This is a genomic window from Arthrobacter methylotrophus, assembly GCF_039539965.1.
In the GTDB taxonomy this organism is placed as follows: Bacteria; Actinomycetota; Actinomycetes; order Actinomycetales; family Micrococcaceae; genus Arthrobacter; species Arthrobacter methylotrophus.
Window position 1 is genome coordinate 4,414,005 of record NZ_BAABED010000001.1, and the last position, 20,356, is coordinate 4,434,360.

Sequence of the window (20,356 nt, forward strand, 5' to 3'; positions counted from 1 at the left end):
CAGCGGCGAACGTCAGGCAGCTTGAACGTCAACCACCAGTGCAGCCGCACGAGGCGAGTGCCGTGGCAGACCTGTCCAGCGCCACCTTGTTCCCGGCGGCACCGGGCGTCAGCCCGTTGCCGATAAAGGAGAACACCAGAAGGCGACCATTCGCGTCCACGACGTAGCCGCTCAAAGCGATGACCGTATTCAGTGTTCCGGTCTTGGCCCGGACCAGCCCCGCCCCTTGGGAGGTGCTGGCGTCACCGTAGCGGTCACCGAGTGTTCCGGTCAGCCCGGCGACCGGGAACCCGGCGAGGGCCGCGCGGAGGCGGGTGTCGGGCCCGGAGGTGATGGCCCGGACCACATCCGCGAACTGCCGGGCTGATACCTGGTTACCTAGGGCCAGGCCGGACACGTCTGCCAGATGCATGGAGTCCGTGGCGATCCCGAGCTCCGCCAGCTGGGCGCTCACGGCCGCCGTCGCGCCGTCGTTGGATCCCGCCTGTCCCATGGAAAGCGCGGCCATCCGGCCGAATATCTCGGCGAGGTAGTTGTCCGAGGTTTCCAGCATCAAGTCCACCTGCTCCCGGACGGTGGCGGACTCCACGTTGGCGAGGACGTCCTGCTGTCCGGCCGGGGGTTTGGCACGTTCGACGCCGGGGGCCACCGTGAATCCGGCAGCGGCACCTGCGGCTTGGAGCTTCCCCGCGAAGGCCTCGGCGGCGGTGAGCGCGGCGTCCTGCGGTCGCGTACCGGTGGTTGCGCCGGGGCTGGTCCGCGCAGAGTTCAGTGCGAGCGGGAAGATCGGCGCGGTTTCGCCAGCAGCGACGTCGTCGAGGCTCCATGCTGGATTCAGGGCCGGCCCGCTGAACAAACCATCATCCAACTGGACGGTGACCGGGCCCTTCACTCCACGTTCCTGCAGCGCTTTGGCCGCATCGACTGCGAGGGTTTCCGCACCGGCATGGCCCAGCACTTCGCTTGGTTGGGACGGCCCTGCACCGAGCAGGACGTCGCCCCCAGCGCTCAGGATGATCGTCGACGCCGATGATCCCGTCAGGACCCGCGTGCTGAAGCGTGTTTCCGGGCCGATCGCCCGCAATGCCGCGACGGCGGTGAGCAGCTTCATGTTGGACGCCGGCACCCGGTTCTTGGCGCCGTCGCGGTCGTAAAGTGAAAGTCCGGTCAACGCGTCCTCAACGACGCCGGTGAAGTCTCCCCCGCCGTCGGGGGTCAGGAGGGCGTTGAGCTGGCGTGTGACATCGGCCGGAAGCGGAACCGGTGCAGAAGGATCCAGGGGTGAGACCACCTGGGTGCGGCTCAACTTATTGGGGATCTGTTGCCAAGCCGGCACCTGGGGCGTGGGCGAACTCACGGCCCCCAGGAACCCTGGACCGAAGAATCCGGGCGCCACCCCCAGGCCCATCGGCACCGCCAAGGCAGCGATGACAACGGTCAGGAGGACCAAGGGCAGAAAGCGCCAAGTGCGCTTCGACGCCCGTTTCCTAGGTCTGAAAGCAGGGGTCTCCTGCTGGTTCGAAGCCGGCTTTCCGGCTCCCGCCTCGTCAACGACCTTCATGCGGCTTTAGTCCTCAAAGTCTTGAATGTCCCCACCGTTTCAAGAAACTTGGGCCTCTCGCTATATCCTCAATAGTAGTCGGCGGCGTCGGCTGTTCTCTTGCCGCGCCCATGCCAATACCGTCAAGGAGCATTCCATGAAGCACGACGTCACGATCGAGATCCCCAAGGGGTCGCGCGTCAAGTACGAAGTTGACCACGAGACCGGTCGCGTCCGCCTGGACCGCGTCCTGTTCACGTCCATGCAGTACCCCACCCACTACGGGTTCTTCGAGAACACCCTGGGCGAAGACGGCGACCCGCTGGACGCATTGGTGCTCCTGCAGGACTTCGACCTCTACCCCGGCGTCATCGTCGAGGCCCGTCCGATCGGCGTGTTCAACATGACCGACGACGGCGGCGGAGATGCCAAGGTCCTGTGCGTTCCGGTCGACCCGCGCTTCGACCACATCCAGGAAATCTCGGATGTCAGCGAGTTCCTGATCAAGGAAATCGAACACTTCTTCACCCGCTACAAGGACCTTGAGCCGGGCAAGTGGGTCAAGGCCGAGGGCTGGGCCGATCGCGCAGCCGCCGAAGCCGAGCTGGAAGCTTCCATCAAGCGTTACGTTCCGCTCGCCCACTAAGGTCCCGACCACCTGCCCCGCGGCGGGGATCTACATGCACGACGACGGCCGGTGAGGTTCCCTGCGAACCTCACCGGCCGTCGTCGTCACGAAGCAGTGGGCTCAGTTTAACCGGTTGAAACTTGGCTACCTGCCGGTAATGTTTGATCCACCATGTTCACGCTGACCATCAACCAACGCGACAACCGTCGCGACGGAGACCTCGTACCGCAGCTACTGAAGGACCTGCGCCACATCCCTGCGCGCCTGGACTTTGACCGCTCGGTGGAGGATGAAGTCCAAGGCATCGTGGACTGCCCGCACCAGGCTGTGGACACGGCGCTCATCGCTTTGCGGAGCGGACAATGGTACGTGGGGATCGGTGTCGGGCCGGTCAACGAGCCTCTTCCGAACCAAATCAAGGACGCCTCCGGACACGGGCTGGTCTACGCGCGCCGCGCAGTGGACCGCGTGCGGAACAGCAAGGAGCGGGTCCCTGTGGCCGTCGAGGGGCCGGTCGCTGCCCTCGCCGCCGAATCCGAAGCGGTGCTGCGGCTCCTGGGGCACATCGTGCAGCACCGAAGCGTTGCCGAGTGGCGCGTCCTTGACCTGCTGACACCAGGCGTGCGTGGACAACAAAAGGCCGTCGCCCAGGAACTGGGGATCAGCACCCAGGCAGTCAGCAAGGCACTCTCCCGCGCACAGTGGGCGGAGGAGCACGCTGCCCGGCCAGCTGCTGCTCGTCTACTCAAGTTGATCCTTGAGGTTTACTAGCGCCGGGACGTTTCCGTGTCTGGACGATCCTTCGATAACCTTCAGCCGAACTTGTCCTCGACACATCCGACGCCTTGCGCCTACCTTGGGTCATGATCCCCAAGCCAAAGCTTCGGCGGGTTCTTCCAGCCCTGAGGCAAGCCGTCACGGGCCACCGGCTCCTGTTTGCTGCAAAGACGGCCGCCGCGGCCGGGCTGGCTTGGTACCTGGCGCCGCTCATGCCCGGAACTGCCGCCTCCTACCCTTATTACGCACCCTTGGGCGTTTTGGTCAGCATGCACCCTACCGTCGCCGCTTCGGCGAAACACGGACTGCAAAGCCTGCTGGGACTCGGCTTGGGCATTGCCATGGCCTTCGTCGTGACCACGGTGAGCACGCCGACCGCGCTGGCGGTGGCCGTCGTCGTCGGGCTGGGAGTGGTCATCGGCGGCCTGCCAAGACTCGGAAGCGCTTCCGAATGGGTTCCCATGGCGGCCTTGTTCGTGCTGGTCCTGGGCTATTCAAATACGCAGGGATTCTCTTTCGCCTACGTCCTGCAAATGGCCATGGGGGTTGCTGTCGGCTTCGCGGTGAACTGGCTGGTCTTTCCTCCCCTGCATCTTGAAGGCATCGATCCAGCCATCGACGGACACCAACGGGCGCTGTCCAAGCAGCTCGAGGACATGGCAAGCGCCATGATGGAATCCTGGCCGCCGAACCATGAGGATTGGGCGAGCCGCAGCGGCGAGCTCGCCCGCACCGCGACCGCAGTGCGGACAGCTGTCCAGGCGGCGAAGTTGAGCGCCAAAGCCAATCCGCGGTCGCGCCGTCGGGCCGGACGCTTGGGCGGCGACCTGGCCGGTTTGCGCACGGTGGAACGGCTGACCTTCCACGTCCAGGACATCACCGACGTCCTGGCAAGCGTGATCTGGGAAGAGAACGCGGGGACTGTCATCCCCGAGGGCGTCCCCCGGAATTTATCCCGGGCACTGGAGGACGTAGCCACCTTGATAAGGCAATGGCGACACGGAGACGCAGAGGACTTCAAGGGGGCCTTGGACGACGCTCATGACAGCGTCGCGGCCCTCAGCGGCACCCTCACGGAAGTGGCCGCCGACAAGGCACCCGTGAATGCCCCCGCGTCAGTCGCCATGAGCCTCCGGCGTATCATCACAGCGGTCTCCGACGGCTGAGCCGAAAAGCGTTGGTCCGCCCCCCGCACGTCTGTCTACAGGAGGCCACGCAAGATCAGGGCCGCGCCATCGTCGTACACCGAAGCGGTGACTTCGTCCGCGACGGCAATGACTTCCTGGGGGGCCTGGCCCATGGCGACGCCGCGGCCGGCCCAGCTGAGCATCTCGATGTCATTGCGGCCGTCTCCCACCGCCACCGTGTGGCGCGGGTGCGTGCCCAGCCGCTGACGCAACTGCTCCAAGGCACTTGCCTTGGTGACTCCGGCAGCGGCAATGTCCAGCCAGGCGGTCCAGCCTACGGAGTACGTGACGCCGGACAGCCCGATCTCGCGGATTGCGGTGGAAAATTCCTCGGCGGTGTTCTCGCTGCTGAACACCACGACGCGCACTGCGGTGGCATCCAGCATGGTCTGGAAGTCCACGCCGATTGCCTCGACGCCGAAACTGGCGTCCTGGAACCGTTCGGTGGAGAGGAAGTTCCCGTCCTCGTCCTCAAGGGCGTACTTGGCGGATGGCAACTGCTCGCGGAGCGCCCTCAACGCCGGTGCAGGATCGAAGGTGGCTTTCTGGATGATCTCGTAGCCGGCATCCAGCTGCGGATCGAGCCTTACGGTGACGCCGCCGTTGCAGCACACTGCGTAGCCGCGGTCCAGTCCGATCTGCTCGATGATGGGCAAGGTGGCGTTCAAGGATCGGCCGGTGGCGATCAGGACGTCGTGACCGCCGGCGACAACTGCCCTGGCAGCATCGCGGACGCCCGGCGACATGTGGCCATCGTGGTCCACGAGGGTTCCGTCAACATCCAAGGCGACCATGAGTTTGTGATTGAAATTCCGCTGGTCATCGATGCCAGCGACTGAGGTACCAGTCAAAGTAGTCATGCCTCCAGTGAAGCAGACCCCACCAACACCGGCTAGGACGCAGGCCACTGCAAGGGATTAACAAGCGGTGAATACTCCCACGTTTTCCACAGTGTGAGTATTTACCTCCGGAAGTTATCCACATAGGCGATGTGCGGGGTACTCCTCTGCGCGCCGACCAAGGAAGGTGGTCCCATGAGCAAACCACCTCCATTCATCGTTGCCCGCGATCAGCGCCCCGGCTCCGGTGATATCCGGATATTGAGCCGGAGATACGCAAAGGGCGAGCTCGTCAGGGTCCGCAGGGGCGTCTACCTCGCCAAGCAATACTGGCTCTCCCTGACCCCCTGGGAACGCTATGCCCGGACCACGGAAGCCGTGGCCCTGGAACTCCCCACGGCCGCCTTTTGCTACGAAACCGCCGCGCATGTGTGGGGCTTGAAATTGCTTGGCGTACCTTCCCATGTCCACCTGGCCGTGAAGTCGCCTAGCCATGCAGGGGCCGGGAAGGCCACAACTACTGCCGCAATGCAGGCGAGGTCAGGAAACACCGGCCTTGAGGACGTCCGGGGCTATGGAATATTCCGCCACTGCTACGCAGGATCGCCGGTGCACCACCGGGGCCTGAACGTCACCCCCCTGCTGCAGACCGCCGTCGATGTCATGGCCCGCTCTTCGTTTGCGAAGGCCGTCGTCTTGGCGGACCACCTCGTGAATCCCCTGCACTTCAAGGGCATCTCCACCGTCAAGGCGGACCTGCACGGCGCCGCAAAAGGCCTCCATTCCTCGTCCCGGCAACAACAGGTTGCCCGCGTCATCGATTTTGCCGATGCGCAGTCCGGATCCCCCGGGGAATCCTTGAGCCGGGCTCAGATGCACCTTCTCGGGTTCCCGAGGCCGGAGCTTCAGCTCGGGTTCCAGGACAGTGACGGTTTCGTTGGCCGGGCGGACTTCTTCTGGCGGGAGCTGCGGATTATCGGGGAATTCGACGGCGGCGCGAAATATCTGCAGGACGAGTACCTTCACGGACTCTCGGCACGCGAGGTGGTCTTGGCCGAAAAGAAGCGTGAAGACCGTTTGCGTGCATTGGGATTCACGATGGTCCGCTGGGACTGGCCCATCGCGAAAGATCCGGCGAAGCTCACGAGGAAACTCGTTCAGGCGGGCCTTCCCCTGGGGAAGGCAAAGAATAAGAAGCTTCGCCTGCTATAAGACCGGCAAGACCTCGAGGCCACCGATGTACTTCTGGAGAGCCTTGGGAACGTTGACCGAGCCATCCGGGTTCTGGTGGTGCTCCAGGATGGCCACGATCCAGCGGGTGGTAGCCAAGGTCCCGTTCAGGGTCGCGACGGCGCGCGTGCCCTTGGCAACGCCTTCCTCGTTGACCGTGCGCTCACGGATGTTGAGGCGGCGGGCCTGGAAGGTGGTGCAGTTTGAGGTGGAGGTGAGTTCGCGGTACGCATTCTGGGTGGGGACCCAGGCTTCGCAATCGAACTTACGCGCAGCCGACATTCCGAGGTCTCCGGCCGCCGTGTCAATCACACGGTACGGGAGCTCCACCTTGGCCAGCATTTCCTCTTCCCACGCCAAGAGCCGCTGGTGCTCGGCAGCGGATTCTTCAACCGTGGTGTATATGAACATCTCCACCTTGTTGAACTGGTGGACACGAATGATTCCGCGGGTGTCCTTGCCGTGCGAACCAGCCTCGCGACGGTAGCAGGAGCTCTGTCCTGCATAGCGGATGGGGCCGCCGGAAAGGTCCAGGATCTCATCCGCGTGGTAGCCGGCGAGGGCCACTTCCGAGGTTCCCACCAAGTAAAGGTCGTCGTCAGCGAGACGGTAGATCTCGGCGTCGTGCTTCACATCGAAACCGGTGCCCTGCATAGTCTCCGGACGGACCAAGGTGGGGGTGATCATCGGCACGAAGCCGGCCTCTATGGCTTGGTCCATGGCCATCTGGAGCAGCGCCATCTCCAGGCGGGCACCTACACCGCGGAGGAAATAGAAACGCGCACCGGATACCTTGGCGCCACGTTCCATGTCGATCGCGCCAATGAGTTCGCCGATTTCCAAGTGGTCCTTCGGCTCGAAGTCGGGGAATTGGCGGGGTGTGCCAACGGTCTTGACCACCACAAAGTCGTCCTCGCCGCCCTCGGGCACGCCATCCACGATCAAGTTGGGGATGACGCGGAGCAGCTCGTCCTGCTTGGCCTGGGCGGCATCGGCCTCGACGGAGGCTGCCTTGACCGAGTGGGCCAGTTCCTTGACCTCGGCCAGCAGTGCCTGCTTTTCCTCGCCCTTGGCCTGTGCAACCTTCTTGCCGAAGACGTTCTGCTCAGCGCGGAGGTTTTCGTAACGGATCAAGGCTGCACGGCGGTCTGCATCGGCGGAAATGATCGCGTCCACCACGGACTCGTCGGCGCCGCGGGCGCGCTGGCTTGCACGGAACTTGTCCGGGTTTTCGCTGAGGTCTTTAACGTCGATCACCAGACAAGAGTATCGAATGAGGGCACAGCTGCGCGGCCAGCGTCCGACCGTGGCATGCTCCCCTGCCGCCGTGCGCGTCCGGACCCGGCGGCGGGATAGGGTTGGACCACCATGAGCGACTGGATCCTGTACGCGATTTTCGCTGGGGGCGTGGTCTTCGCCGCCTCCAGTTGGTGGGGTGTGCGCCGGCTCAGGGCCAGGCACACCCGCAGCGCCGTGCGTGAAGACGCGCACAAGCCCGGACCCGGCTTGCAGAGAGTCGCCGTGATCCTGAACCCTGTCAAAACCAAGGCCGAGGAAGCCCGGAGGATCATCCGGGAAGCCTGCCACCTTGCCGGCTGGGACGAACCCCGCTTCTTCGACACCACTGCGGAGGACCCTGGCCATTCTCAAGCCAAAGCGGCGCTGGCTTATGAGCCCGACGTCGTACTCGTGGGCGGAGGCGACGGCACGGTGCGGGTGGTGGCAGAGGCCCTTGCCCACACCGACGTCGCAATCGGTCTGATTCCCCTCGGAACCGGAAACCTGCTGGCGCGCAACGTCAACCTGGATGTCAACGATCTGCGCGGCAACGTCCACACGGCACTTTTCGGGAACCAGCGCTACATCGACACTGCCCGCATGGCCATCCACAACGCGCTGACGGGCGCCTCCTCGGAACATGCTTTCCTGGTGATCGCGGGCATGGGCTTGGATGCCGAGGTCGTGGGCGACACCAACGACGATCTCAAGAAAGCAGTCGGCTGGCTCGCCTACACGGAGGCGGGTGTTCGCCACCTGCCCGGGAGGCGCAAGCGGGTCACCATTGCCATGGACGACGAACCCGAGCAATCCCGGAAGATCCGAAGTGTCTTGTTCGCCAACTGCGGCCTGATTCCAGGGGGTATTGACTTCATCCCCGGGGCGATGATTGACGACGGCGTCCTGGACGTTGTGGTGATGAGCCCTCGCAGCGCCATCGGCTGGCTCGCTGTGTACGCCAAGATCTTGTTCAAGCACAAGCGGAACCTGCCGGTCATGAACTTCTACCGTTCAGGAAAAGTGGTCATCCGGAGCAACGAACCAATGGCGACGCAACTTGACGGCGATCCGTCGGGTGAAGCCACGAAGGTCACCGTCAAGGTGGAGCCGCGTTCTCTTCTGGTGCGAGTGCAGTAGCTGATGCACGTGGATTAGCGAGCCGCCCTATTTGGCGTTCTTCGCCGCTTCCGCTGCCTTGTGTTCTGCCAATTTGTGTTCCGCCAAGGCCTTGGCGGCTGCGCGCGCTTCCGATTGCTCGCGGATCATGGCCTGTTCTTCCTCAAAGCGCAGCCGATCGGCACGGTCGGCGTCGTCGCCGTCCCAGTCCTGGTTGTCCGCCTTGGGCTTCGGGTTGACGATCATTCCCTGGCCGCTGGTGTCATTGCTATTTCCCGACATGGCCCGCTCCCTCCGTTAGGGGCATGCGTCCATCAATTGTGGATCAAGCAAGCATACGCACAGAAATATCCACGCGATAGGGGTTGAAGAGTCAATTATCCCAGTCGTGGGGAAACGTTTTCCCCGCCCAGGATGTCCCGGACCCACGCATGCGCGGATGCGAAGGCAGCGTCCGAAGTATGCGGAGCAACCGAGGTCTGCTGCGCGTCGGCCCTGGCGTAGGAACCCAGGAAGCGGGTAGCAGGGCTGATCCGGTGCAGGCCCGCCAAGGCATCGGCTACACGAGCGTCGGAGGCGTGGCCGTCGGCGTCGATGCTGAAGAAATAATGGCCGAGGTATTGGCCGGTGGGCCTTGACTCAATGCGGCTGAGGTTGACCCCGCGGGTGGCGAACTGATCCAGGATCTCCATGAGGGCGCCGGGGCGGTCTTCCGGCAGCGGTACGACGACGGTGGTCTTGTCCGCACCCGTCCGTTCTGTCAGCGCGCCCGGGCGGCTGACCAGGATGAAGCGGGTGACCGCACCCGGGTTGTCTCCGATGTTCTCGGCAAGCACGTTCAGGCCCGGCCGTTCGGCTGCGACCAAGGGTGCGCAGATGGCCGCCTCATAGTGCGCATCGTCTTCGAGAAGCCCGACGGCGGCAGCCGCCGTGGAGGATCCGGGGACGTATTCTGCATTCGGGATATTTTCGTCGACCCAGAGCCTGCATTGGGCCCACGCATGGCCATGGGTCGAAATTCGGCGGATGTCCGAGATCTTCACCCCCGGGCGGGCAACCAGCACGAAGGTGATGGGTACGAGGGCTTCACGGATGATCCGCAGCTCGGTTCCAGTGGCAATCGCGTCCAGGGTGGCCGTCACGCCGCCTTCCACCGAATTCTCGATGGGCACCATGGCCGCGTCGGCCTTGCCTTCACGGACGCGCTCCAAGGCAGTGTTCACATTTGTGCACGGCACCCGGTCGGCGTCAGCCGCGCCGGGGACCTGCAGGAGTGCAGCCTCAGTGAAGGTGCCCTCCGGGCCGAGGAAGGTGTAAGTAAGCGCGGATGCCGGCATCAAATATTCCTTAGGTGTTATGCGGCGCGGCTAGAGGACGACCGGCTTGAGGCCGTTCTCCGAAACCATCGGAAGGCCGGACTCGAACCACATGTCCATGCCGCCGCCGATGTTCGTCGCGGTGTAGCCCTGACCCACGAGCCATTGAACGGCTCGGTAGGAACGTCCCCCCGTGCGGCAGATGACAAAGAGGTCTTCGTCAGGATCTAGATCGTCAAGCCGTGCAGGGAGCTGGTCAAGGGGAATGTGCAATGCGCCCTCAGCGTGACCGGCTACCCATTCGTAGTCCTCCCGGACATCCAAGATCTTCGCGTCGGCCGGAACATCGCCGACAGGCACGGTCTCGAAATCGCTCACGTGACTTCCTTCCAGTTGATCCAGGTCTCCAGCCCAGCCTAGTCCCCGCCGGCTGCCCTTACCTCGCTTCGCTTCGGCAAGGGAACCCTCGCGGCGTGGGCCCACCGCCGGCTACGGGATCATCACCGCTGGAACCCTCGGGTTACGGTACTTCCTCACTCGGCCGCCGCGGCACTAGTCTTGGCGCTAACGTCCGGCATGAAAGCCCGGCGACCCGCACACGTCAGGAGGAGTCACATGGCTACTGGCGAGCCCACTATCTTGGCGACCTCCGGCGGCTACAAATCCGGCCATCGCACCAGGATGGAGTTCGATCTCCTGGTGCACCACGCCGTCGAACTCTCGGGAGTGAGCGGGCGCGCGCCGCGCGTGGCGCATATCGGCACAGCGTCCGGGGACCAGCGTTGGTTCGCCGCGGAATTGGATCAGGCCGCCCGCGTTTCCGGTTTCGATTTCAGTCACTTGAACCTCTTCACGATGCCCAATCACCATGACCCCGAGGCCTACCTTTTGGAACAAGACGTGGTGTGGGTCAATGGAGGCTCTGTAGTCAATCTTCTGGCTGTGTGGCAAGCGCACGGACTGGATGGCATCCTCAGGCGTGTCTGGGAGCAGGGAGTGGTCCTGGCAGGGGTCTCCGCGGGCTCGATTTGCTGGTTCCAGGGCGGCACCACGGATTCCTATGGCCCTGAACTGCGCGCCGTCACCAATGGCTTGGGGTTCCTCCCCTATGCCAACGGTGTCCACTATGACTCCGAGCCGGGCCGCCGCCCGCTGGTCCATCAACTGGTGGCGGAAGGCGTGCTGGGTGAAACGCATTGCACCGACGACGGTGTAGGGCTCGTCTACCGAGGCACGGACCTTGTTGATGTGGTCGCCGAAGTCAGGGGCAAAGCCGCCTACCGGGTCACCGCGGCACCCGGCGATTCCACCGGCGCCGTAGCCGTGGAAGAGCGCTTGGAGTCCCGCTTCCTTGGCTGACATCCACGAACTCGGCGCGGTCGAGTTACGCCACGCCCTGGCCACGGGTCGGCTCTCCGCAACAGAAGTGTCAGAACACTTCCTTGCCAGGATCGCAGAGCAGAACCATAGCTTGGGCGCTTTCATCACGGTGACGGCAGAGCAAGCCATGCTCGATGCCCATGAGGCCGACTCAGCCTACGTTCGCATGCGGAGGGAAGGTACCGAACTTCCGTCGCTGCACGGTGTACCGCTGGCCTTCAAGGACCTCACCGATGTTGCAGGAGTCGTGACCACCCACGGCAGCGCCGCCTTGGACCGCAAGCCCGCCCCGGAGGACGGAGCCCTCGCAGCCATGCTCAAAGGCGCTGGCGCCATCTCACTGGGCAAGACTCAGGTTCCGGAGTTCGGACTGACGGCATACAGCGAAAACCGCATCGCTACGCCGTCGCGCAATCCGCACGCATTGAGTCGCAGCTCCGGTGGGTCGTCGGGAGGGAGCGCTGCCGCGGTCGCCGCTGGCTTGGTTCCCTTCGCACCCGGGAGCGACGGCGGCGGTTCGATACGTATTCCAGCTGCGGCATGTGGATTGCTGGGTTTGAAGCCAGGCCGTGGGTTGGTGCCTGCCGGCGAAAGTGTCGGGGACGCCGCGCGCTTGGTGGTTGCCGGGCCCCTGGCGCGGACTGCGGCCGATGCTGCGCTCATGATGGACTCCTTGGTGCCGCGCGAACTCCAGCCGGAAGCTGGCTACCTTGCGGGCCTCGCGGAAGCGCCAGCCACCTTGCGCATCGGAGCGAGCCTCGACAGTCCATGGTCCACGGCATTTCCCTTCAGCACCGGGCAAGAGGCCCTGGATGCCTTCGCCCGCGGAATCGAAATGTTGACGCAAGCGGGCCACTCCGTTTTCGACGCCGAAGTCCGCTACGACAACCGCTATCCGGTTGCGTTCACCACCGCCTGGACTGCCGGCGTCGGGAGCGCACGCATACTGCCTCAGCGCGAAGCCCTGCTGACCCCGCTGACCCGGACCTTCCGGCGTAGGGCACAACAACGGAGCGCAGCAAAGGTCAACGAAGCGGTCGCCTTCCTTCGGCAATTCACGCACGACACCGTTGCCCAGTACGCGCAGTGGGACCTGGTGCTAACGCCGTCGTTGGCGCAAGTGCCAAGACCGGTGGGTTGGTTCACCGGAACAACGTCAGGAGGCGAGCAGTGGCCGGCCCCCGACTGGCCAGGCGACGCAGATGACGATTACCGCAAGCAATGCGAGTTTGCGCCATGGTCCTCCATGGTGAATGTGTGCGGACTGCCTGCGATTACCCTCCCTGTCCATTGGACCGGACCGATCCCCGGAACGGGGCTTCCCATGGGCATTCAACTCATCGGAAGAGCGGGATCCGAACTCCTGCTCCTGCAGCTTGCAGCGCAGCTTGAGCGGCAGCAAAAAACGACACCCAACCCTCCAGGTTAGTTGCCTAAGGCATCTAAAAAATGTGACAATGCGCTCAGTCAATGTCACCATGGATTAGATGAGCACAACTCTTGACACGCGGACGCCCGCCAAAAACACGGGCGATACGTCATTTTTCGGCCACCCAAAGATGCTGGCCAGTCTCTTCTCCGTGGAAATGTGGGAACGCTTCTCCTTCTACGGCATGCAGGGCATCCTGCTTTACTACATGTACTTCACCGCAGACCACGGCGGACTATCGATCAACAAATCGCTCGCCGCCGGATTGGTTGGCGCGTATGGCGGAGGCGTCTACCTCTCCACGATCCTGGGCGCCTGGCTGGCGGACCGGATCTTCGGCTCAGAGCGAGTTCTGTTCGGTTCGGCCATCATGATCATGGCCGGCCACGTCGCCCTCGCACTTCTCCCCGGCATCCCGGGCCTGGTAGCGGGCCTGGTGCTCGTGGGAGTGGGCTCCGGTGGCCTCAAAGCGAATGCCACGGCGTTGGTCGGAAGCCTCTACAAGGAGAAGGACGAGCGCCGTGACGCCGGCTTCTCCATCTTCTACATGGGTATCAACATCGGCGCCCTGATTGGCCCGATCGTCACCGGCTGGCTGCAGGAAAGCAACGGCTTCCACTGGGGCTTCGGCGCGGCCGCAGTTGGCATGGCGATCGGCCTCGTCATCTACGCGCTCGGCCGAAACAAGCTCCCGGAAGAAGCGCACCGCGTCCCGAACCCCCTTCCTTCAGCACAGCGGCGCCGCTACGGGCTCATCTTCCTGGGCATCGCCGTCGTGATCGCTGTGCTGCTTCTGAGCGGTGCGGTGAACCCGGGCAATCTGGCCCGCAGCATGGCTTACGCAGCAATCGCCGTCTCGGTGCTGTATTTCACGCTGATCTTCCGAAGCAAGAAGGTCACGCCGATCGAGCGAAAGCGGGTTACCGCGTTCATTCCGCTCTACATTGCCTCGGCGGCATTCTGGGCGCTCTTCCAGCAGCAATTCACCTTCATTGCCGTCTACTCGGAAGAAAAGCTGGACCGCAACCTCTTCGGTTGGGAGATGCCCGCCGCCTGGGTGCAGTCCATCAATCCGGTATTCATCATCGTCTTTGCCGGCGTCATGGCCGCCCTCTGGACCAAACTCGGCCCGAAGCAGCCGGGTTCCCCCGTCAAATTTGCCGCCGGACTCTTCGTCATGGGCCTGGCGTTCCTGGCCTTCATCCCGCTGACCGGTGCGGGCAAGACCCCGCTGCTGGTGCTCGTGGGAATCCTGTTCCTCTTCACCCTGGCGGAACTGTTCCTGTCCCCCATCGGCCTGTCCGTGAGCACCAAGCTGGCACCCCAGGCGTTCCATACCCAGATGGTGGCCCTGTTCTTCCTCTCGGTATCGCTCGGCACCACGCTGGCCGGAATTCTGGCCGGGCTGTACAACCCTGACAACGAAATGCCGTACTTCCTGGGCGTCGGCGGCACCGCAGTGGTGATCGCAGTGGCTTTGGCAGCAGGCTCGCCCGGCATCAAGAAGTTGATGAGTGGGGTGCGTTAGGACACCCGCTTAAACCGCGACGGCGGCCGGAGCGCTGGGTGGGATTCCCGCCCAGCGCTCCGGCCGCCGTCGTCGTTACTAGTAGTTGTAGTTATAGTGCGAAGCGGTCGTGGCAAGAATCGCGAAACCGACCCAGACGATGATCGCGCCGACGATGCCGAGGTATCCCATCACGAGGCCGGCGATAGCCATGCCCTTGCCGGCCGGCTCCTTTTTAAGGGCCATGTGCCCGAGGATCACGGCAGCGATCTGCGGCAGGAAGAAGAAGCCGAATCCAATGAAGACCGCGATACCGCAGCACATGCTGGCAATACTCAAGCCCTTGGGCTCGGCCGGCATGCCGTAGTAAGTGGGCTGTCCGTAGGGGCTGGCGGGCTGTCCATATCCGGGCTGGCCTTGCGGGGCCTGAGCATAAGGCGAAGCGGGCTGGCCGAATTGGCTCGGACCACCTTGCTGCTGGCCGAACGGTTCGTGCGGCCGCTGCGGCTGGGGCTGCGATTGCGGTTGGCCGTACGGGCCCGATGCAGCCGGCGAGGCAAACGGCTGCCCGCCGTACGGGTTCTCACCGGATTGATCCGCAGCTGGGGCCGCAGGCGGAACGTACGACGGCGGTTCGTAGCCCTTCGGCGGTTCCTCGCCCTGGGGAGCGTTCTCGGGTCTGGCTGGCTGATCGGTCATGGAAATCCCCCTGTGAGTCTTTGTGCCAAGCCTACCGCCGAGCCAAGGCGCACATAAGCTTATGGGCCCGGCTTCCCAGAACGTGCCGCATTCCGGTAAACGTGCAGTGAATCTTCGTCAGTGAAGCGGAAATAAGGAGTCACAGGCACCCCAATAGTCGGTTTTCTCTTCAAGCGCACAGAACCGTCTGGCATGCTGGGTCAATGGCTAGCCGTGCGGGCACAGTTGCCCTTCCCCAGGACCTTGTAGACATCACCGCTCTTCTTGACGCGTACTACGACGTGACGCCGGATCTAAGCGATCCCGCCCAGCGCGTTGCCTTCGGCACCTCCGGGCATCGGGGGTCGAGCCTGAAGGCCTCGTTCAACGAAGGGCATATCCTCGCTATCACCCAGGCGATCGTGGAATACCGTGCCGGGCAGGGCATCACCGGCCCTCTCTTCCTCGCGAAGGACACTCACGGGCTGAGCGAACCTGCACAAAATTCTGCCCTTGAAGTGCTTGCGGCCAACGGGGTGAATGTACTCATCGACGCGCGCCACGGCTATACGCCCACCCCTGCGCTGAGCCACGCAATCCTCAAGTACAACAACGAGGCCGGCACGGGGCAGCCTCAGGCGGACGGCATCGTAGTCACCCCGAGCCACAACCCTCCGGCCGACGGCGGCTTCAAGTACAACCCTCCGCACGGCGGCCCAGCCGACACGGACGCCACCGGCTGGATCGCCAACCGTGCCAACGAACTCCTGGAAAACGGGCTGCGCGGCGTCAAGCGTATTCCGCTGAACGACGCACTCAAGGCAGATGCCACCGGGAAGTTCGATTTCTTGAGCAGCTACGTGGACGACCTCCCCTCCGTCTTGGACCTCGATGCGATCCGCACTGCCGGCGTCCGCATCGGCGCAGACCCCATGGGCGGCGCGTCCGTGGACTACTGGGGTGAAATCGGCGAGCGTCACCAGCTCAACCTGACCGTGGTCAACCCCACCGTCGACCCGCAGTGGGCATTCATGACCCTCGACTGGGACGAGAAGATCCGCATGGACTGCTCCTCGCCGTCAGCCATGGCCTCACTCATCAAACGTATGTCCGACAGTGCTTCGGGCGGCACGGGCGCCTTCGACATCGCCACCGGAAACGACGCCGACGCGGACCGCCACGGCATCGTGACACCCTTTGTTGATGGGCAAGGCGGGTTGATGAACCCGAACCACTACCTCGCGGTCGCGATCGACTATCTGTACCGCAACCGCACGGGCTGGAATCCGAACTCCGTTGTCGGCAAGACCCTCGTGTCCTCCTCCATCATTGACCGCGTAGCTGCGGGTCTGGGGCGCAAGCTCGTGGAGGTTCCCGTGGGCTTCAAGTGGTTTGTCCCGGGGCTGCTCTCCGGCGAGGGCGCCTTCGGCGGCGAGGAATCGGCCGGTGCGTCCTTCAACAAGCGCGACGGCAGCGTCTGGACCACCGACAAGGACGGCATCCTGTTGGCCCTGTTGGCCTCCGAGATCACGGCGGTCACTGGCAAGTCGCCGTCGCAGCTTTACAAGGGCCTCACCGATCAGTTCGGCGCGCCCGTGTACGCCCGGATCGACGCCGCGGCCACGCGTGAGCAGAAAGCCAAGCTCGGCAAACTCTCCGCTGCGGATGTCACCGCAACCATGCTGGCAGGAGAAGAAATCACGGCCAAGCTGACCGAGGCTCCCGGAAACGGCGCCTCAATTGGCGGCCTCAAGGTGGTGACGGAGAACGCCTGGTTCGCGGCCCGCCCGTCCGGGACCGAGGACGTCTACAAGATCTACGCCGAGTCCTTCAAAGGCGCCGACCACCTCAAGCAGGTCCAAGAAGAGGCCAAGGCACTCGTGGACGGCGTGATCTCCTAGCCCTCGGGGGCGTTTGGCTCCGCCGGGAGGCGCCACAACTTCAGGATTCGACGGATGGTGTGGTTGCCTTCCGGCGCCATGTCCACCAGCGCAATCTGATTAAGCACGACGGCGTCACCCGGCTTGGGCCGCTTGCCGTCGTGGTGCGAAATGTGCGGACGGTAGTGCTCCATGACGTATTGCGGGGTTGCCGGGCGCCCTCCGATGCTTGCCACGGCCTCGAACAATTCTTCGTGCAGGCCCTGCAAAATGGGATGGTGTTCCACGAGGCTGACCGCAATGGAACCTTGGTGACCGAATCCGGCGTCGGGCCCGACGGTAAGGTCCGTCCCCAAGGCGCCCATCGCGGGTGCCGTTACAAGCTCGCTGAGGCGAGCGGCGACGTCGTCATCGTCGGAGGGCTCGACGTCGAACCTCAACAGAGTGATGTGCAGCGGCCAGTCGCTGCGCGGGAAGATCAGCCCGTCAGCCACCGATTCGACGAACGCCACCAAATTCAGGTTCCGCATAAGGAAATCTTGCCACCGAAGCCGCTCGTCCCGGGGCCGACGCTCGCTCACATATCCGGCCTTAAACACCTACGCTCCATCACAAGTCGTGAAGGAGCGTAGGCGGAAAAGGGAACAAAAGTGAGCGAGCGTCACATGGGCCGGTGGCGTTAGACGGTGCGGACGACGTCCTCATACGCGAACTTCGGCTTGGCTTCGCCGAATGCGTCCGGGCCCGGCTGGCCGATATTAACCACGAGGAAGCTCTTCTGATCCCCGGCCGGGAAGAACTCGGCGTCGATCGCGGCGAAGTCGGCACCCGTCATGGGGCCGGCCGCAAGCCCGAGGGAACGGACGGCGAGGATGAAGTAGCCAGCCTGCAGGTGGGCGTTATTGTTGCCCGTGGCTGCGGCGAGCTCGGGGTTGACGTCGTACATAGCCTTGGGGGCCGCGTAGACGGGGAGGAACTTGTCCCACTGCTCGTGCCAGGCGGTGTCGTAAGAAAGGACTGCGACCAGCGGGGCGGAAGCGGTCTTGGCCTTGTTTCCCGGAGAAAGGGTCCCGACGAGCTTCGCGCGGGCCTCGTCCGAACGGACGTAGGTGACGCGCAACGGCTGGGAGTTGAACGCCGTCGGGCCGAACTTGGTCAGCTCGTAGATGGCGTGGGCCTGTTCCTCGGAGACTTCACCGGCAAAGGAATTGGCCGTGCGGGCTTCGGCAAAGATGGCGTCGACTGCTGCGGAGTCAATCACTGCTTCTTCGTGGGCGATCGTCATTCGCATACCTTTCGCTGTGCCCGCAGCCGTGGACGGCCGGGCGCTTATGCTTTCCATGGTTGCAACTTCAGCCTCGGGCTTCCTCTTCCCGCGAAGCCACGTGACGTTCCACACAGCGGCAGGGACAAGCCATTCGGGCGGTAAGGTTGCACCCGGACAATCACAACTTTCAGGGAAGGCTCCCGTCGATGAGCATGCTCGGAACCAAATGGAAGCTGCACGGAAACGGCAAAACAATCCGGCCGGGACACGTGGTGGCACCCGAGGAGCGGCTTGCATGGCCGCTGACTATCGGCATTGGCATGCAGCACGTCGTCGCGATGTTCGGCGCTACCTTCCTGGTACCCATCATCACGGGCATGCCACCGGCCACCACGCTGCTCTTCTCCGGCATCGGCACCCTCTTGTTCCTAGTCATCACGAAGGGCCGCGTACCCAGCTACCTTGGCTCGAGCTTTGCTTTCATCGCCCCCATCCTGGCGTCCCAACAGCAGTTCGGCGTTCCCGGTGCGCTCGGCGGAGTGGTGCTTGCCGGCGTCGTACTGGCGCTTGTCGGCGCAGTGGTGCAAAAGTTCGGTGCTGAGTGGATCAACCGGACAATGCCGCCTATCGTCACGGGCGCAATTGTCGCCCTGATCGGACTGAACTTGGCGCCCGCCGCGAAAGCGAACTTCGACAAAGCCCCGGTCACCGCCCTCGCCACGCTCGTGACGATCATCTTGGTGAGCGTCCTGTTCCGCGGTATTCTGGGCCGCCTGAGTATCCTGGCGGGTGTAGTGGTGGGCTACTTCACCGCCATGGCGCGCGGCGAAGTGGACTACTCCAAGATGGACGCGGCCTCGTGGATCGGACTGCCGCATTTCCAGACGCCCGAATTCCACCTCGGCGTCGTGGGCTTGTTCGTGCCGGTTGTCTTGGTGCTTGTGGCTGAGAACGTAGGGCATGTGAAGTCCGTCGCCGCGATGACGGGACGCAACCTCGACGACGTCTCCGGGCGTGCTTTGATGGCCGACGGCGTCGCAACGGTCCTCGCCGGGTTCGGCGGCGGCTCCGGCACCACAACGTATGCCGAGAATATCGGCGTCATGGCAGCCACGAAGGTCTACTCGACGGCGGCTTACTGGGTTGCCGGGATCTTCGCCATCCTGCTGAGCTTCTCGCCCAAGTTCGGCGAACTGATCGCCACAGTACCCGCTGGCGTCCTGGGCGGCGCCGCGACCATGCTCTACGGAATGATCGGCGTCCTGGGCGTGAAGATCTGGGTGCAGAACAAGGTCAACTTCTCCAACCCGATCAACCTGACCACGGCCGCGGTTGCTTTGATTATCGGGATCGCGGATTACACCTGGACCATCGGCGAATTGAAGTTCACTGGCATCGCGTTGGGTTCGGCCGCTGCTTTGGTGGTCTACCACGGCATGAAGGGCCTGGCCCGTTGGCGTGGGACCGTCGCCGAGCCGGAGACGGAGACGGCGGGGCTGCCGCCGGCTGTGAAATCGGCGATGAATTCCGCGGCTAAGAGGAGCGGGAAGAAGCCGTAAGGGCCCGTCCCAGGGCAATTCATGTGCTCGGCGGGGAGGGTTGCCCTCCCCGCCGAGCACCATTAGCTATGACAGGCGCTTGCGGACAATCTCACTGACCGCCTTGCCGTCGAAGCGGCCAGCGACCTTTTCGTTGACCGGTTTCATGACATACCCCATGTGCAGAAGGGTCAACTCCACGCCGTCGGCCTTCCGGGAGGCTATGACCTCGTCAACAATGGACTCGACTTCTTCGAGGGTTAGCGGTTCTGGCAGGTAGGCCTCGAGTACCTCGGCATCCGCGATCTCCGTAGCGGCACGCTCGGACTCTCCGGCCTCCTCGTAAAGACGAGCGACCTCGTGGTACTGGGAAGCCTCCTGCTGCAACATCGCCGTAATGTGGGCGTCGTCCAGATGGATGGGCGTCTTCCCGGCCTTCTCACGGGTGTCAATCTCGCTGAGGACGTTGCGCGTGGCGTTCAGCGCGATGCGGTTACCGTCCTTCATATGGCTGACGACGTCTGCGTGCAGGCGCTCTTTCAAGGTGGTCATGGTGTGCTCCTCGATTCGAATTGCCGTGCTGGCCGGCTGCCAGCCCGGCAGGCGGTGACGGCGTCCCGGCGGGGTCGTCGCATCGTAGGCGCATGGCAGAAGTTCAAGCCATACTTGTACCTTCATTATCTGCCCTGCGACGACGCCTGGCCCCATTGAGCATGCCCCCTCTTGGCACTCAGGAATGGACATATTGGCACTATGTCCATTCCTC

At 63.7% G+C, this 20,356-nt stretch carries 20 protein-coding genes; 10 read left to right on the plus strand and 10 right to left on the minus strand.

Annotated features, from left to right (window positions below):
• Window positions 1-28: 28 nt before the first annotated feature.
• A complete protein-coding gene (dacB, locus tag ABD884_RS22740; RefSeq protein WP_376953730.1) occupies window positions 29-1,561 on the minus strand; it encodes a D-alanyl-D-alanine carboxypeptidase/D-alanyl-D-alanine endopeptidase in 1,533 nt (510 codons plus the stop codon).
• Window positions 1,562-1,697: 136 nt separating this feature from the next.
• Here dacB and ABD884_RS22745 point away from each other — a divergent pair, with 136 nt between their 5' ends.
• The 3 genes from ABD884_RS22745 to ABD884_RS22755 all read left to right on the plus strand — a co-directional run bounded on the left by ABD884_RS22745 (window position 1,698) and on the right by ABD884_RS22755 (window position 4,111).
• The gene (locus tag ABD884_RS22745; protein ID WP_028267977.1) at window positions 1,698-2,186 is read left to right on the plus strand and encodes an inorganic diphosphatase; all 489 of its coding nucleotides are present in this window, start codon (window positions 1,698-1,700) and stop codon (window positions 2,184-2,186) included.
• A gap of 153 nt (window positions 2,187-2,339) precedes the next feature.
• The gene (locus tag ABD884_RS22750) at window positions 2,340-2,939 is read left to right on the plus strand and encodes a hypothetical protein (RefSeq protein WP_345052378.1); all 600 of its coding nucleotides are present in this window, start codon (window positions 2,340-2,342) and stop codon (window positions 2,937-2,939) included.
• 92 nt (window positions 2,940-3,031) lie between these two features.
• Complete coding sequence (locus ABD884_RS22755) at window positions 3,032-4,111, plus strand: aromatic acid exporter family protein (protein WP_345052381.1); 1,080 nt, start codon at window positions 3,032-3,034, stop codon at window positions 4,109-4,111.
• A gap of 35 nt (window positions 4,112-4,146) precedes the next feature.
• Here the strand turns inward: ABD884_RS22755 and ABD884_RS22760 are convergent, their stop codons facing one another.
• Window positions 4,147-4,992, minus strand: coding sequence for an HAD family hydrolase (locus ABD884_RS22760; RefSeq protein ID WP_345052386.1), 846 nt, complete (start codon window positions 4,990-4,992; stop codon window positions 4,147-4,149).
• Between the two features lie 174 nt (window positions 4,993-5,166).
• Here ABD884_RS22760 and ABD884_RS22765 point away from each other — a divergent pair, with 174 nt between their 5' ends.
• Window positions 5,167-6,183, plus strand: coding sequence for a hypothetical protein (locus ABD884_RS22765; RefSeq protein WP_345052389.1), 1,017 nt, complete (start codon window positions 5,167-5,169; stop codon window positions 6,181-6,183).
• Here ABD884_RS22765 and serS read toward each other — a convergent pair.
• Window positions 6,178-7,458 (minus strand): serine--tRNA ligase, encoded by a 1,281-nt coding sequence (gene serS / locus ABD884_RS22770; protein WP_345052392.1) that lies wholly within the window; start codon window positions 7,456-7,458, stop codon window positions 6,178-6,180. The genes ABD884_RS22765 and serS overlap by 6 nt on opposite strands.
• A gap of 111 nt (window positions 7,459-7,569) precedes the next feature.
• On the opposite strand from serS, the gene ABD884_RS22775 reads away from it, so the two are divergent.
• A complete protein-coding gene (locus ABD884_RS22775) occupies window positions 7,570-8,616 on the plus strand; it encodes a diacylglycerol/lipid kinase family protein (protein ID WP_345052397.1) in 1,047 nt (348 codons plus the stop codon).
• Between the two features lie 27 nt (window positions 8,617-8,643).
• Here ABD884_RS22775 and ABD884_RS22780 read toward each other — a convergent pair whose 3' ends face one another.
• The 3 genes from ABD884_RS22780 to ABD884_RS22790 all read right to left on the minus strand — a co-directional run bounded on the left by ABD884_RS22780 (window position 8,644) and on the right by ABD884_RS22790 (window position 10,289).
• Window positions 8,644-8,877 (minus strand): hypothetical protein, encoded by a 234-nt coding sequence (locus ABD884_RS22780; RefSeq protein WP_345052400.1) that lies wholly within the window; start codon window positions 8,875-8,877, stop codon window positions 8,644-8,646.
• Window positions 8,878-8,972: 95 nt separating this feature from the next.
• The gene (gene pheA, locus ABD884_RS22785; RefSeq protein ID WP_345052404.1) at window positions 8,973-9,932 is read right to left on the minus strand and encodes a prephenate dehydratase; all 960 of its coding nucleotides are present in this window, start codon (window positions 9,930-9,932) and stop codon (window positions 8,973-8,975) included.
• Between the two features lie 30 nt (window positions 9,933-9,962).
• Window positions 9,963-10,289, minus strand: coding sequence for a rhodanese-like domain-containing protein (locus ABD884_RS22790; RefSeq protein ID WP_028267968.1), 327 nt, complete (start codon window positions 10,287-10,289; stop codon window positions 9,963-9,965).
• 237 nt (window positions 10,290-10,526) lie between these two features.
• Here ABD884_RS22790 and ABD884_RS22795 point away from each other — a divergent pair, with 237 nt between their 5' ends.
• From ABD884_RS22795 to ABD884_RS22805, 3 genes are read left to right on the plus strand one after another with little or no spacing between them, the layout of a single operon-like run.
• Window positions 10,527-11,270, plus strand: a complete 744-nt coding sequence (locus tag ABD884_RS22795; RefSeq protein WP_028267967.1) for a Type 1 glutamine amidotransferase-like domain-containing protein — start codon at window positions 10,527-10,529, stop codon at window positions 11,268-11,270.
• Window positions 11,263-12,720, plus strand: coding sequence for an amidase (locus tag ABD884_RS22800; protein ID WP_345052411.1), 1,458 nt, complete (start codon window positions 11,263-11,265; stop codon window positions 12,718-12,720). Before ABD884_RS22795 ends, ABD884_RS22800 begins: the two co-directional genes overlap by 8 nt.
• Before the next feature lie 58 nt (window positions 12,721-12,778).
• The gene (locus ABD884_RS22805) at window positions 12,779-14,248 is read left to right on the plus strand and encodes a peptide MFS transporter (protein WP_345052415.1); all 1,470 of its coding nucleotides are present in this window, start codon (window positions 12,779-12,781) and stop codon (window positions 14,246-14,248) included.
• A 78-nt stretch (window positions 14,249-14,326) separates the two neighbouring features.
• On the opposite strand, the gene ABD884_RS22810 is transcribed toward ABD884_RS22805, so the two are convergent.
• The gene (locus tag ABD884_RS22810) at window positions 14,327-14,926 is read right to left on the minus strand and encodes a DUF4190 domain-containing protein (protein WP_345052419.1); all 600 of its coding nucleotides are present in this window, start codon (window positions 14,924-14,926) and stop codon (window positions 14,327-14,329) included.
• Between the two features lie 203 nt (window positions 14,927-15,129).
• Here ABD884_RS22810 and pgm point away from each other — a divergent pair, with 203 nt between their 5' ends.
• Window positions 15,130-16,806, plus strand: coding sequence for a phosphoglucomutase (alpha-D-glucose-1,6-bisphosphate-dependent) (gene pgm / locus ABD884_RS22815; protein WP_345052422.1), 1,677 nt, complete (start codon window positions 15,130-15,132; stop codon window positions 16,804-16,806).
• Here pgm and ABD884_RS22820 read toward each other — a convergent pair.
• Window positions 16,803-17,384 (minus strand): 2'-5' RNA ligase family protein, encoded by a 582-nt coding sequence (locus tag ABD884_RS22820; RefSeq protein WP_425548302.1) that lies wholly within the window; start codon window positions 17,382-17,384, stop codon window positions 16,803-16,805. The genes pgm and ABD884_RS22820 overlap by 4 nt on opposite strands.
• An 80-nt stretch (window positions 17,385-17,464) precedes the next feature.
• A complete protein-coding gene (locus ABD884_RS22825; RefSeq protein WP_345052426.1) occupies window positions 17,465-18,070 on the minus strand; it encodes a malonic semialdehyde reductase in 606 nt (201 codons plus the stop codon).
• A 188-nt stretch (window positions 18,071-18,258) separates the two neighbouring features.
• Here ABD884_RS22825 and ABD884_RS22830 point away from each other — a divergent pair, with 188 nt between their 5' ends.
• Window positions 18,259-19,611, plus strand: coding sequence for a uracil-xanthine permease family protein (locus ABD884_RS22830; protein WP_345052430.1), 1,353 nt, complete (start codon window positions 18,259-18,261; stop codon window positions 19,609-19,611).
• A 66-nt stretch (window positions 19,612-19,677) separates the two neighbouring features.
• Here the strand turns inward: ABD884_RS22830 and ABD884_RS22835 are convergent, their stop codons facing one another.
• Window positions 19,678-20,268 carry a GatB/YqeY domain-containing protein gene (locus ABD884_RS22835; protein WP_345052433.1) on the minus strand — a complete coding sequence of 197 codons (591 nt, stop codon included), beginning with the start codon at window positions 20,266-20,268 and terminating at the stop codon, window positions 19,678-19,680.
• Window positions 20,269-20,356: the final 88 nt, after the last annotated feature.

Excerpts from the sequence above, each read along its gene's own strand:
- dacB (WP_376953730.1), bottom strand. The coding sequence starts at position 1,561 with ATGAAGGTCGTTGACGAGGCGGGAGCCGGAAAGCCGGCTTCGAACCAG.
- ABD884_RS22745 (WP_028267977.1), top strand. The coding sequence starts at position 1,698 with ATGAAGCACGACGTCACGATCGAGATCCCCAAGGGGTCGCGCGTCAAG.
- ABD884_RS22750 (WP_345052378.1), top strand. The coding sequence starts at position 2,340 with ATGTTCACGCTGACCATCAACCAACGCGACAACCGTCGCGACGGAGAC.
- ABD884_RS22755 (WP_345052381.1), top strand. The coding sequence starts at position 3,032 with ATGATCCCCAAGCCAAAGCTTCGGCGGGTTCTTCCAGCCCTGAGGCAA.
- ABD884_RS22760 (WP_345052386.1), bottom strand. The coding sequence starts at position 4,992 with ATGACTACTTTGACTGGTACCTCAGTCGCTGGCATCGATGACCAGCGG.
- ABD884_RS22765 (WP_345052389.1), top strand. The coding sequence starts at position 5,167 with ATGAGCAAACCACCTCCATTCATCGTTGCCCGCGATCAGCGCCCCGGC.
- ABD884_RS22775 (WP_345052397.1), top strand. The coding sequence starts at position 7,570 with ATGAGCGACTGGATCCTGTACGCGATTTTCGCTGGGGGCGTGGTCTTC.
- ABD884_RS22780 (WP_345052400.1), bottom strand. The coding sequence starts at position 8,877 with ATGTCGGGAAATAGCAATGACACCAGCGGCCAGGGAATGATCGTCAAC.
- pheA (WP_345052404.1), bottom strand. The coding sequence starts at position 9,932 with ATGCCGGCATCCGCGCTTACTTACACCTTCCTCGGCCCGGAGGGCACC.
- ABD884_RS22795 (WP_028267967.1), top strand. The coding sequence starts at position 10,527 with ATGGCTACTGGCGAGCCCACTATCTTGGCGACCTCCGGCGGCTACAAA.
- ABD884_RS22805 (WP_345052415.1), top strand. The coding sequence starts at position 12,779 with ATGAGCACAACTCTTGACACGCGGACGCCCGCCAAAAACACGGGCGAT.
- ABD884_RS22810 (WP_345052419.1), bottom strand. The coding sequence starts at position 14,926 with ATGACCGATCAGCCAGCCAGACCCGAGAACGCTCCCCAGGGCGAGGAA.
- pgm (WP_345052422.1), top strand. The coding sequence starts at position 15,130 with ATGGCTAGCCGTGCGGGCACAGTTGCCCTTCCCCAGGACCTTGTAGAC.
- ABD884_RS22825 (WP_345052426.1), bottom strand. The coding sequence starts at position 18,070 with ATGACGATCGCCCACGAAGAAGCAGTGATTGACTCCGCAGCAGTCGAC.
- ABD884_RS22830 (WP_345052430.1), top strand. The coding sequence starts at position 18,259 with ATGAGCATGCTCGGAACCAAATGGAAGCTGCACGGAAACGGCAAAACA.
- ABD884_RS22835 (WP_345052433.1), bottom strand. The coding sequence starts at position 20,268 with ATGAAGGTACAAGTATGGCTTGAACTTCTGCCATGCGCCTACGATGCG.